This is a genomic window from Williamwhitmania taraxaci (genome assembly GCF_900096565.1).
Lineage (GTDB): Bacteria > Bacteroidota > Bacteroidia > Bacteroidales > Williamwhitmaniaceae > Williamwhitmania > Williamwhitmania taraxaci.
This window is the reverse complement of record NZ_FMYP01000014.1, coordinates 15,969-29,488: the sequence shown is the minus strand read 5'-3', so window position 1 is coordinate 29,488 and position 13,520 is coordinate 15,969. Positions and strand designations below refer to the sequence as shown.

Genomic DNA, 13,520 nt, shown 5'->3' with positions numbered 1-13,520 from the left:
ACTAGTATATTGGAAGTATTCTCGATAGATTAATTCCAAAAAACTAATCCTAACCGTCCTACCCCAATATCTCATCCACGATACCCCTAAAGAGATTTACGCCAGGGTCGATGATGTCGTCGGGGAAGTCGTAGTTAGGGCTGTGTAGGTCGGCGTGATCCACGCCGGATCCAAGGCCAAATATGGCTGCCTTGCATGCTAGCGTGAAGTGCGAAAAATCCTCCGACCAACGGTTGGGCTCCGTGAGCATTACTTTTTCCAACCCATGCTTTGCGGCAGCCACTTCGACGTGGGCAATGGCTTCGGCATTGTTTATGGCGGCAGGAAAATCATCGGTATAGGAAATCTCCACCTCAAGGCCTTGCTCCTGAGCAACCCGCTGCACGAGCTCCTCCGAGAACTTTGAAAGCAATTTCATGTCCTCGTTCTTTATGGCACGAAGCGTTGCCCCCACCTCGGCATATCCAGGCGTAGTTCCAAAGGCAACCTCACCCAGCTTGGTATAGATAACGGTAAGCAATACATAGTCATGAAACAATCCCACTGACTTTGAGAGCTGCACCAACCCTTCGATGGTGCGCGCTACCGCTAATGCAGGGCTTAAGCCCTTTTCGGGTTCGGCCGCGTGCGACGATTTTCCATATAGCTTTACAACCAAACCCTTTGAAGCCACAGCAAAGGTTCCCGGATTAATAAGAACGGCACCTTTGGGAAACCGAGGCATGTTGTGTATGGCAAAAGCATATTCTGGTTTAAAACCACGCATGGTAATATCCTTAAGGGCACGATAAGCACCTTCGCCTGTCTCTTCCGCTGGCTGAAAGAGCAAGAGAGCACGACCCTTTGTAGGTCGCTTGTGAGCAAGTGAAACGGCCAAGCCAGAGAGAATAGCCATGTGCCCATCGTGTCCGCACATATGGCCTATGCCCTTCTTGGTAGAGGCGTAGCTAACCTTGTTGTTCTCCTCAATAGCAAGCGCATCCATGTCGGCTCTAAAGAGAACATCGGGACCGGGCTCAGCGCCACGGTATACGGCCAGAATTCCCTCTCCACCTACGCCAGAAATAAGTTCATCGGGTTTATGGCGACTCAGGAAAAACTTCAACCGCAAAGCCGTGTCGGCCTCCTTATTCGAAAGTTCCGGATTTTTGTGTAGTTCGTGGCGCAACCGTTTCAACTCATCCATGACACACCGTTTTTCTTTCAAAAGTAATGAATATTGAATAGGTAAGGAATGTAGTAAGGTTAAAAATGGTGAAAAGGTTTAGTTTTTCAACCAATTAGGAAGCAGAAGCATCGATAGCCGAAACGCCTTCAGCCATCTACGCCTTGGACCAACGTGCGAATAACTTCACCGAAGTTCGAAAGGCTGCCCTAGCGGTAAATAAGATTTTGATATATTTGCATGCTAAATAAATAGAACAATGAGTAATTTAGAGCTAAGCGAACAGGAGATTATCCGACGTAACTCGTTAGACGAACTTCGCAAGCTGGGGATTGACCCCTATCCGGCGCAAGCCTATCCGGTGAATAAAAGCACCGTGGACATTATCGACAACTTCGATGCACTAAGTGGTTCGGGCGAAGAAGTTTGCGTAGCAGGTCGTATCATGACCCGCAGAATCATGGGAAATGCCTCTTTCTTCGAGATACAAGACGAGAAGGGGAAAATCCAGATATACCTTAAACGTGACGACATTTGCCCCGGCGAGGACAAAACTCTATACAACACGGTTTTTAAACGATTACTCGACAATGGCGACATTGTAGGTGTAAAGGGGTTTGTTTTTCGCACCAATATGGGCGAGATATCAATCCACGTAAGGGAATTTACGATCCTTTCGAAATCACTCAGGCCTTTGCCCACCGTTAAGGAGAAGGATGGGCAACTATTCGATGCATTCACCGATCCCGAGCAACGGTATCGTATGCGCTACGTGGACCTAATTGTAAACCCTCAGGTTAGAGAAGTCTTCATTCAGCGGGCAAAGATCATCAGCACCATGCGGGAATTCTTCAACGCCAAGGGCTATCTTGAGGTGGAAACCCCAATTCTCCAACCCATACCTGGAGGTGCTGCTGCAAGGCCATTCATTACCCATCACAACGCACTGGACATGCCACTTTACCTTCGCGTGGCCAACGAGCTTTACCTCAAACGCCTTATTGTGGGTGGATTTGAGGGCGTTTACGAATTTTCCAAAGATTTCCGCAACGAGGGAATGGATCGTACCCACAACCCCGAGTTTACGGTAATGGAGATATACGTCGCCCATAAAGATTACTTCTGGATGATGGAGTTCACCGAACAGATGCTTGAGCGCGTTGCCATGGCCCTGCACGGAACTACCGTGGTTCAGGTTGGCGATAAGACCATCGACTTCAAAGCGCCCTTCCGCCGCATAACCATGCTCGATGCCATCAAGGAATACACCGGAGTGGATATCTCGGCTATGGATGAGGCTGGAATCAGGAAGGTATGCAACGATCTTGGGCTTGATGCCGACGAGACTATGGGCAAAGCCAAGCTCATTGATACCATCTTCGGAGAGAAGTGCGAGGGCAACTTTATCCAGCCCACCTTTATTACCGACTACCCCATTGAGATGTCGCCACTTTGTAAGCGCCACCGTAGCAACCCTGAACTCACCGAAAGGTTCGAACTCATGGTTAACGGCAAGGAGCTCTGCAATGCCTACTCGGAACTCAACGACCCTATCGACCAGCTGGAACGATTCCAAGACCAGATGCAACTCTCCGAAAAGGGCGACGACGAAGCCATGTTCATCGATATGGACTTTGTGCGGGCACTGGAATACGGAATGCCAACCTGTTCAGGAATGGGTATTGGCATCGATCGCTTAACGATGTTTATGACCAACCAAGCCTCTATCCAAGACGTTCTCTTCTTTCCTCAAATGAGGCCCGAGAAGAAGGTAACAAAGGATGAGCCTGCCGACTATATTGCCATTGGTATCCCCGAAGAGTGGGTAGCTGTTATTCAGAAGATGGGGTTTGTAACCGTTGATTCGGTAAAAAAGGCGGTACCAAGTAAGCTGTTCAACGACCTATGTGGCTCCAACAAGAAGAATAAGCTGGGACTGCAAAACCCCACCATGGATCAGGTTAAAAAATGGGTTGAATAGGGACGACATAAATAAAGCGATGAGATTTTCCTTCAAAGTGAGATTAACCGCTTTGTCCTGATATTGATTATAAGGAAGTAGAGTAATAAAAAGGCACCCAAAGCGGTGCCTTTTTTTGTTTCCCAAAGACAAAGGAGATATTCAGCAAATATGTATATTTAGCTGTTTTAGAATGAGAAGATACCCTCTTTAAAATTCCATCTCCATGAATTTAGTCTCCCTAGTAAACAATATCACACTGCTTATATCCATTAGCATTGTGTATAGTTTTATATCGCGCCGATGGAATTCCCACACCTCTTACCATCGGATACTTACTGGGCTACTCTTTGGACTAACTGCCATAATCGGCATGCTTACCCCAGCACAAGCTATTCCTGGGATAATCTTTGATGGCCGCACCATTATATTGGCAGTAACCGGGCTATTTACAGGCGGACTGGCAACAATTATTGCAATGGTTATAGCCATGGCTTACCGAATTTCCATTGGTGGTCCAGGAATTTATATGGGAGTGTCCACAATAATTACCTCGGGCGGAATAGGTCTTTTCTTTGCATATCTGCGGCAACGAAAAATCATTCAGTACAATTGGGTTACGCTTTTGTCTGCAGGCATAGTGGTTCACATAGCCATGTTTCTATGCACACTCTTACTTCCCACATCCATTCGTTACGAAATCACAAAAGGATTAATTATTCCTTTAACCACCATCTACCCAATCGGTGTATTATTGGTGGGAAACCTTTTCCTTAACCAGGAACAACGCATCAAATCAGAACAAGATTTAGTTTCCAGTCAGAATAGTTATGAAAATCTTGTGGAAAACGTCAAGTCGGTAATTATTAAACTTAACAAGGAAGCCCAAGTAATATTCATCAACAACCACGGCATCGAAATTTTTGGTTTCGAAACCAACGAACTTATGGATAAGATGCCACTGGATACTTTCATCGAGAAAGAGGACCCGGCAGCCAAATACTTTTCGCCGCTGGGATGCAGCCTCATCCAAGTTCATGAATCGATAACCGTGGAGGGCGTAAGCCACACAAAAAGCGGAGATAAACTTTTCCTGATCTGGACATTCACAGCATATACCACCGACGACGGCACGGATGAAATCCTATGCATAGGAAACAACGTTACCAGTTTAAAAGGGATTCAGAATGCACTCCGGGAGAGTAAGCAGATTCTCAAAAACATAATGGACAATACAAAAGACTTCATTTGCCAAATCGACAATGAGGGAAATCACTTATTTGTAAACCGATCCTATACCACCGGGCTGGGATACGCACCAGATGACCTCATTGGAAAACCAATCATTGATTTTGTCCACCCTGAAGATAGAGCTATCGTGATAGATTCCTTTAAATCGGTACTAATGAAGAAGGATAACTATTTGTTAACCTTTCGCTTTAGGAATGCAAATGGAGAATATACTTGGATAGAGTCGATTGCAACAACAACATACGACAGCGATGGGAATGTTACAGGGGCGGTAGCCAGCTCGCGCGATATTGCCGAACGAATGGAACAACAAAAGGCACTTGAATATAGCGAATTGCGATACAAAGCCCTTCTATTTGCTATACCCGATATATTGTTCGTTCAATCCATGGATGGATTTTATCTCGATGTACATTGCAGCGATCCATCTAAGCTGCTGCTCCCCACTGAAGAGTTTTTAGGAAAGCACTATTCTGATGTATTACCCCAATATATCATCGAGAAATTTGAAGAGAAATTCGAACTCATCAAAAAGAAAAGTCAAGTTGAACTCTTTGAATATTCAACAGAACACAATAGCAGTGTTCTCTACTTTGTGGCACGCATTGCCCCTTTTGGGAAAGACAAATTCATCACTATAATCAGGGATATTACCGATCGTAAGACAGCCGAGACGCAGGTAAAAATAGAGGAAGAGAAATATCGACTCCTTGCAGAGAACAGTAGCGACGTGATTTGGAGAATGGATGCAGCCACTCAAAAGATCACCTACGTAAGCCCCAGTGTTTTTAAACTCAGAGGATACACTCCCGAAGAGGCGATGGCTCAAACGCTCGAGGAATCGATGGACAAAGAATCATTCCAGCAAATTCAAAGTGAATTGCCCGGGCGGATACACGATTTCATTACAGGAAAAGAGGGGGCAAGAACGAGTATCACACAAATACAACAATCATGCAAAGATGGAAGCTGGAAATGGGTGGAGATTGCAACCAACATAGTGACCAACGAAAAAGGTGAGATATCCGAAATAATAGGAGTGTCGCGCGACATTACCCTCCGCAAAAAAGATCAATTCGAACTACTTGAAAACGAACAACAATTAAAACAACAGAACGAGGAGTACTTGTCCATTAACGAAGAGTTAAATGAGAGTAACACAACCATTCAAGCAATAAACGAGGAATTGACCCTTGCAAAAGAAAAGGCAGAGGAGAGCGACCGCCTAAAGTCTGCTTTCTTGGCAAATATGTCGCATGAGATACGAACCCCAATGAATGGAATTCTTGGGTTTGCCGATCTCTTAAGGCGGCCAAACCTATCCTCCGAAAAATCTGCCAAATATATCGACATCATCAATACCAACGGGCATCAACTGCTTTCCATTATTAACGACATTATCGACATATCAAAGATTGAGGCCAAGCTGATTCATGTAGAGCAGCATCCTGTGAACATAGGCGATCTTACAAACGCACTAAACGACCAATTCAAACCCTTGGCAAAAGCAAAAGGCATATCGTTTGATGCTGTCAACCAATTTAACACAACAACCGTGGTACTGACGGATGAGGTCAAACTCAAACAAATCATCTTCAACCTTATTGGCAATGCCCTAAAATTCACCCACAGCGGAAACATCAAGGTGTCGGTAATAAAAGCAGACGCTAACCTACTATTCAGCATAAAGGACACAGGAATTGGAATACCAAAATCGCACCACGAGCTAATCTTTGAGCGATTCAGACAGGTAGAGACAACCATTACACAGCAATATGGAGGAACAGGATTGGGGCTTAGTATCTCACGTTCCCTCGTAGAGCTGCTAGGCGGCAACATTTGGCTTGAATCCAAAGAAGGCGAAGGATCTAACTTTATCTTCTCCATTCCCTGCATCGAAATTGAGGATTTGAATACCAAAATCGCGCCTCAAAAAGATTATGAAAACATCAACCTCTCCGGGAAAATCATCCTCATTGCCGAGGACGAAGAGAACAACTTTCTTTACCTCCAAGAGATTCTACAGCCAACAGAGGTAACCGTAATTCGTGCAAAGAATGGTGAAGAGGCAGTTCGTCTTGCCCAAACTAAACCAACGCCAAACCTAATTCTTATGGACATTAAGATGCCTATTCTCGATGGATTTGAGGCAACGATGAAGATACGATCAACAAATGCAAGCATTCCAATAATTGCTCAAACAGCCTACGCAACCCCTTCCGACAGAAATAAAGCAATTAATGCTGGGTGTAACGGGTTTCTCGCGAAACCTATTTCGAGTCAACTGCTGCTGCAAATCGTATGCGATTACATTTGTTAATATGCTCAGAATTGGAAGGAAATGGTGTAGGAAAATAGATGGACGAGATGGTGCAGCGGTAGCGATGCCACAAACATTAAAACCGCTATCTTAGCAAAAACATTTTAGGGCATGAACTATCTTTCTATCGATCTCGAGATGTCCGGCACCGAGCCGGGCTGGCACGAAATAATCCAAATTGGAGCAGTGCTATACAACGAAAACTGGGTCGAGTTGGACCGCTACATCTCCAATGTTTACCCCGAAAACGAGGAGAGTTACTCCCAATCATCGTTCGAAGTACACGGCCTCTCGCTAGCCGACCTCGACGACGCCCCCATGCTGAACGAGGTACTTCCCGATTTTGAAGCATGGATACTAAAGACCCTAAATGTCCCAGTAAACAAAGGCAACCAGAACATCGCAACCAATGCGCTACGCAGCGTGGCCATATGTGGGCAGAGCGTAATCTACGACATTAACTTTATGCGATTTGCCTACCGACAGGAAAAGCTGCAATGGCCCTTCTCCAACCAAACCATCGACCTCAACAACCTAGCCTTTTACCTATTTGCAATCCTCAAAGAGAATGGCGTAGCCATACCAAAAGGACTTAGCCTAACTGCAATAGCCGATTTCTTCCATCTCGAACGTGAGGGCGAAAGCCATAATGCACTGGAAGATGCCGTAATCACAGGAGAGTGCCTAAAGCGCGTAATGGAATACACCAAGCAACTTTCGCTGAAAAAGTAAAACCAATAGATATCCGCCTCTCTCCTTCGATAATATGGCATTACAATCGACCATAATTGAAGAGGAATCTAGCATACCGTATTGGGGGGAAAACGATGACCGTTGCTTTGTATTCTAACTCACAACTTTGTTCTTCAAAGGCCACCGTTACCTCCCCTTATTAAACGAAAGCACCACTTCAGGTTGTCGATCTTCCCCCTAAAGACTATTGCCCATTGCCTCTTTCCCCCTAAATCCATGTCGACCTATGGGAAACCATTACATTTTTTAATAACTTTGCCGTTTCACAAATTTGCGCTAATCATGCTAAATTATTCAAGAACAGGATTACTAGCAATAGTTCTGAGTTTAGCCATTATGACAGGATGTTCATCTTCTCGAGCAGTAAACGGAGGAAAACCCGTTGGCGCGAGCAAGTGCAACTGTGCAAAAATGAAACACATGAAGAAGCAAAACTCATTCCTTTACCGGAAATAACAAAAAAAGATCATGGTCGTATAGAGGAGCACATTGCCACTCTATTTTGTCCAACAAAATATTGAAACATGGGAAAAACAATTGATTTTCAACTTGACGAGACAGCAAAAGTTGCAGTATTTGGTGGTGGCAGTTGGGCCACAGCAATTGTAAAAATACTGCTAAACAATGTTGAAAAAATTGGTTGGTACGTACGCGACCCGGAAGTGGTAGAATCCCTAAGGACGGATGGCCGTAACCCCAAATACTTGAGCGCCGTAAAGTTCGACAAGACTAAGCTAATTCTTTCTAGCGATATCAACGAGATTGCTAAGAACGCTGACATTATTGTCTTTGCCATTCCTTCGGCATTCCTAAAAGATAGCCTACAGGACTTAACCGTGAACTTAGAGGGAAAATTTATCATCTCCGCCATTAAAGGGATTATCCCCGACGACAACCAAACGGTGGCAGAATATTTCCACGAGCACCATCAAATCCCCTTCGATTTTATTGGTATAGTTACCGGCCCTTGCCACGCAGAAGAAGCCGCGCAAGAACGCCTCTCTTACCTTACCATTGCCTGCAAGAATCGCGAAAATGCAGCCGCCATTGCCGAGAAGTTCAACTGCTCGTTTATCAACACCATTACCAGTACCGACATTTACGGCACAGAATATTCTGCCGTGCTTAAGAATATTTACGCCATTGCAGCTGGAATATGCCACGGTGTTGGCTATGGCGATAACTTTCAAGCAGTACTTATCTCCAACGCCCAGCGCGAGATAAAACGATTCCTCGACCAAACATACCCATCGAAGCGCAATATCGACTCCTCGGCCTACCTCGGCGATTTGCTCGTTACCTCCTACTCTCACTTTAGCCGCAACAGAAACTTCGGCATGATGATTGGCAGAGGCTACTCCGTTAAAGCCGCTCAACTCGAAATGAGCATGGTAGCCGAAGGCTACTACTCTACTTCATGTATTAAAGAAATCAATAAAAAGTATAATGTAAAGCTGCCAATCGTGGATGCCGTATACAATATCCTTTACGAAGGAATTGCACCTGCCATTGAAATTAAGCTTCTCACCGAGAAACTAAAGTAAGCTCTAAACTGTTTATCTTTAAAAAGAAATTCATTATGAATAACCTTAAGCTAAATCTCGAAGGAGTTTACCCCTTCGTGTCCAAAGAGAAGGTGTTTGCCTTCAAAGCAAAGGTTGAAGAGAGCCAACGACTCCTTCACAGCAAAACAGGTAAAGGAAACGATTTTCTGGGCTGGCTACACCTCCCCTCATCCATTACCACCGAGCAGCTCAACAACATTAAGGCCACTGCCGAATCGCTATCGCAAGCTACCGAAGTGGTTGTGGTAATTGGCATTGGCGGTTCTTACCTAGGATCCAAAGCAGTTATCGACGCGCTATCGAATAGCTTTAGCCAACTCCTAGACAATGGCGCTCACCCCCACATTGTATATGCCGGGCAAAACATTGGCGAAGACTACCACTACGAGCTACTCCAACTACTCGAAAAGAAATCGGGTGCAGCAATTGTAATCAGCAAATCGGGAACAACTACCGAACCTGCTCTTGCGTTCCGCTTAATTAAGAACCATCTCGAAGCAAAATACTGTAAGCTGGTTGCCAAAAACCGCATTGTAGCCATTACCGACGAAAGCAAAGGCGCCTTGCGCACCTTGGCCACTCAGGAAGGCTACACAACCTACGTAATTCCCGACGATGTGGGTGGTCGCTACAGCGTGCTTACCCCCGTTGGATTGCTACCCATTGCTGTTGCTGGGTTCGACATTCACGAGCTGGTTCGCGGAGCACAGGATATGGAAAAATTCCTCATGGATGCTCCTTTCGAGGAAAACCCTGCCATGCAGTATGCTGCCGTGCGCAACGCACTTTATAGCAACGGAAAAAAGATGGAGATTTTGGCCAACTTCGAACCAAAGCTGCACTTCATGACCGAATGGTGGAAACAACTCTATGGCGAAAGCGAAGGCAAAGAGAACAAGGGCATCTTTACTGCCGGCGTCGACTTTACCACCGACCTGCACTCCATGGGCCAATACATCCAAGAGGGTGAGCGCTTCTTCTTCGAAACAGTATTGAGCATTGCTAAAACAAAACACCAGTTGGTTGTGCCTACCGATAAGGATAACCTCGACCAGCTCAACTTTATTGCCGGCAAGCGTATCGACCAGATTAACAAAATGGCCGAACTGGGTACCAAGATTGCCCACATTGATGGCAACGTTCCCAATATTCACATCGAGATACCAGAGCTTACAGAGTATAACCTCGGTGCCCTGATCTATTTCTTCGAAAAGGCATGTGCCCTAAGCGGATACACGCTCGACGTAAACCCATTCGATCAACCCGGCGTGGAGGCTTACAAGAAGAACATGTTTGCCCTACTCAACAAGAAAGGATTCGAAAAGGAAGGCGATGTGCTCCGTAAGCGGTTAGGAATTTAAGTTTACACCTTGATATATAAAAAAGCCACCTGTGATAGGGTGGCTTTTTTATATTTGTGTAAGAATATACCTATTCCGCAACAAAAGTCATCCCATAAAAAGGAGAAAGCCACGAGTTATACAATGGTAACGGATGGATAAACCTCCTTTACGAAGCGGCAGAAATGACCAAAGCTACCACGCTTAACAAAGGGATAGAGCGAGAGATGAAAAACCTTACCCTCAGCAGAAACCTGCATAATCGTAGTGGTTCGCAACGCGATTATGAGCATATATACGCCAAGAACCAACGGTAGAAAGGGAATGAGTAACCGCTCAACAAAAATCAATCCTGGTAAACCATTGGTTAGTTCGCCCCAGAGCCAAAACATATCTAAGCCTACAAAAGCAAGTAACAAAAGCGCGATAAGTAATACAAGCATCCACTGCTTAAGTTCCTTGCCCTTCTTAATTACCATAAAGTCCACCTTAGTAAAATCGAGAGTTTTGTAGCTATAGCCGCTGCGAAGTAAGTGTATGCCGCTGCCCGAAACGCCAAATTGATCGCACTCATAGGGATATCTTCCGCTCATAATGGACAAATTCAAAGGATTTATCGCAACAATTAAGGCGATGATGACACAAAGATAGCGATATAATAATGCGGTTTAAATTGTGGCAATCCCGAAGGGATTGAACTTGCACCGAGCATAGCTAGTTCGCCACAGGCAATAACCACAAAATGATTGAATGTAATAATCAAACGTTATTCAACCTTTTCAAGGCTTGAGTTTACAACCATTCAATAGCACTTCATGGTTCGCGCTAATTAAAAAAGAGCCACCCGGTGATAGATGGCTCCTTAATACGCAAGATATAAATTCAACAGACCTTACTTCTCTTCTTCATAATAGCCCACTGTTTCGAGTAATTGTACCGAGTAGTTATAAATATCATCAAGCGAACTAATCTCATATTTTGTCTCCTTCTTATCCCGATCGAAAAGACCTATATGCTTTTTATTCTGTCCATTTAACCAGAGTCTGCATATTGGCTTTCGGTTATTATCATCTAAAATCACGCTAAAGTAAGATTGAGAGTCCCGGTAAGACAATCTTGAGGATGCAGTCTTTATTCGTAAAATACTTTTCACAATATAGAATCCATTCAACTCCTCCTCCGTAGTGATTACCTTACTCTCATCCGTTTCAACCAAAGCAACATCTTGAATACTGTCGTTTTGCACCTGTTTTGTTTGATTAATTGCGCTCATCAGCCGATCGCTAACAATATCATTGAATGTTTGCTCGATGGTACGCTTGACGATACCAGTAAACTGTAGCATAACTTTTTCTGTCGCTTTACCATCATAAACACGACTAACGAAAAACTTAACAAATTCCGGGGTTGGAACGGAGATCTCATCCATAAGAACACCTCTAATGGCATTGGCATATTTCAACTCGCTAGCCGTAGTAAGAATAGTATTAACATCAAAACCACTCTTATGAAACTTGGCCAATTCCTTTATTTGCTGCTCTTTGATATTCGTAATATCGAAACTCAGAAAAGGCTTTTCGTCCATCTTATTCGCATTATCGATATCGGCATAGAAATTATATTGCACACCATTTGTTAAAACAGCAAATCGAGCATTGGTTAGATGGAAATATTTATGGACTTGGGTGTAATGCTTGTCTAAATTTTCGCCATGATTCTTACACTCTATAACCAAAACTGGTACATTATCATTTAAAATGGCGTAATCAATTTTTTCAATGTTTTTCGCACCATAGTCAGTAACAAATTCGGGAACAACCTCCAATGGGTTGAACAAATCATAACCAAGAATTTGAATAAAAGGCATTACGAATGCACTTTTCGTAGCTTCTTCCGTTAAAACTTGGGATCTTAATTTTGAAACTTTTTCTCCCAGCTGCTTTATTTGTTCCTTGAATTCCATAACTATAATTTTTTTAAGGTTAGCAATAACAAATCAATACCTTTAAAGTGAAACTTAATCCCTATAAACTTATTTAAAAAACCAATAACAACCAATTTTATGACTATCAATTATTTATTGCGTATTGCATAGGCTTGGATTGAATGGAAAATGTAATGAATTTGATAGTTACGCCACAATTAAACGAGATATAAAGTAGCCATACACCCAGTATATATGTTGCTAAACATATTTACACAAAACCCAAGTATTTTCGTCCTATTCGGAGCATACACCTGTAATAATCAAGAGGAGGGTATTGTTTTTTGTTGTCGGAATGTTGTAAATTGGTGATATGTTTCACTACAAACCTTTACATTATGAAAAGTCAGATTAATGTCACAGTTGAACGTGCAGCCATTGACCAGGCAAAAGTTAGAATTAGAAGCGTTCGTGAGTTAATTCCAACCCCAGTGGTGCTCACACCCGATGAAATAAGGGGAATGGCAAAGTATGGTCCAAAGTCGAAAGCATTTGTAGGCCGAGCGCAAGAATATGCCTCCAATTCAGCCTTCTCGCTATCGCTCATAAATGTAGAAGAATTCACCAACGACATTACAATAGCCGAAACATACAACGAGATAGAGGCTGAGCTAGACCTCCTTGCCGTAGACGTGCGCAGCATGGCCATACTTGCAGGCAGCGAAGCCTATAGCCATGCATTACTGCTTTACAAAAGTTTGCAAATCCTCTCGCAGCAAAATGTACCGGGTGCTAAAGCGGCATACGAAGATTTGCGTTCACTATATCCAGGTTACGGCCGCCCCAAGAACGATCCCAACAAATAAACCTAGACTATCGCCGAACCATTGGTCAGCATTAAAAGAGAGCCCCATCTGGGGCTTTTTTTTGTACTATGAAAAGGAAAAGACAACCCGAAAACAAACCGAACTGCTTGTCCAAATGGCTTATAATAGAAGCGCAATAACCGGCCAATAAGAGTAAAAAACCATCCCATTACTATGGCTAAAAATGACAATCAATTGAAAATATGCCGACGTTACCATAAAACATGGCGGCATCACCATTTTTTTATCTGGCATCAGCTAATTTTAAGGAGAATTCACCTTAATACTATACAACATCACCACTTTTTTCTTCAACTGAGCCATTCAATTCGATGATATTGGCTAATTAATGGAGATGTCATCAAATTATTAATCG

General features: G+C 43.7%; 9 protein-coding genes. 6 read left to right on the top strand and 3 right to left on the bottom strand.

The window, feature by feature from the left end; translation table 11 throughout:
- Positions 1-58 precede the first annotated feature (58 nt).
- A complete protein-coding gene (locus tag BLS65_RS05450; protein WP_092436699.1) occupies positions 59-1,186 on the bottom strand; it encodes an amidohydrolase in 1,128 nt (375 codons plus the stop codon).
- 238 nt (positions 1,187-1,424) lie between these two features.
- On the opposite strand from BLS65_RS05450, the gene lysS reads away from it, so the two are divergent.
- The 5 genes from lysS to BLS65_RS05425 all read left to right on the top strand — a co-directional run bounded on the left by lysS (position 1,425) and on the right by BLS65_RS05425 (position 10,375).
- The gene (lysS, locus tag BLS65_RS05445; protein WP_092436697.1) at positions 1,425-3,146 is read left to right on the top strand and encodes a lysine--tRNA ligase; all 1,722 of its coding nucleotides are present in this window, start codon (positions 1,425-1,427) and stop codon (positions 3,144-3,146) included.
- A 205-nt stretch (positions 3,147-3,351) separates the two neighbouring features.
- The gene (locus BLS65_RS05440; RefSeq protein ID WP_092436695.1) at positions 3,352-6,696 is read left to right on the top strand and encodes a PAS domain S-box protein; all 3,345 of its coding nucleotides are present in this window, start codon (positions 3,352-3,354) and stop codon (positions 6,694-6,696) included.
- A 111-nt stretch (positions 6,697-6,807) separates the two neighbouring features.
- Positions 6,808-7,428, top strand: coding sequence for a 3'-5' exonuclease (locus BLS65_RS05435; RefSeq protein ID WP_092436693.1), 621 nt, complete (start codon positions 6,808-6,810; stop codon positions 7,426-7,428).
- A 545-nt stretch (positions 7,429-7,973) separates the two neighbouring features.
- Positions 7,974-8,993, top strand: coding sequence for an NAD(P)H-dependent glycerol-3-phosphate dehydrogenase (locus BLS65_RS05430; RefSeq protein ID WP_092436691.1), 1,020 nt, complete (start codon positions 7,974-7,976; stop codon positions 8,991-8,993).
- A gap of 35 nt (positions 8,994-9,028) precedes the next feature.
- A complete protein-coding gene (locus tag BLS65_RS05425; RefSeq protein ID WP_092436689.1) occupies positions 9,029-10,375 on the top strand; it encodes a glucose-6-phosphate isomerase in 1,347 nt (448 codons plus the stop codon).
- A gap of 116 nt (positions 10,376-10,491) precedes the next feature.
- On the opposite strand, the gene BLS65_RS05420 is transcribed toward BLS65_RS05425, so the two are convergent.
- Positions 10,492-10,947, bottom strand: a complete 456-nt coding sequence (locus BLS65_RS05420; protein ID WP_092436687.1) for a hypothetical protein — start codon at positions 10,945-10,947, stop codon at positions 10,492-10,494.
- Between the two features lie 299 nt (positions 10,948-11,246).
- Positions 11,247-12,317: a type I restriction endonuclease gene (locus BLS65_RS05415; protein ID WP_092436685.1), complete on the bottom strand. Its 1,071-nt coding sequence runs from the start codon at positions 12,315-12,317 to the stop codon at positions 11,247-11,249.
- 359 nt (positions 12,318-12,676) lie between these two features.
- On the opposite strand from BLS65_RS05415, the gene BLS65_RS05410 reads away from it, so the two are divergent.
- A complete protein-coding gene (locus tag BLS65_RS05410) occupies positions 12,677-13,144 on the top strand; it encodes a hypothetical protein (protein WP_092436683.1) in 468 nt (155 codons plus the stop codon).
- Positions 13,145-13,520: the final 376 nt, after the last annotated feature.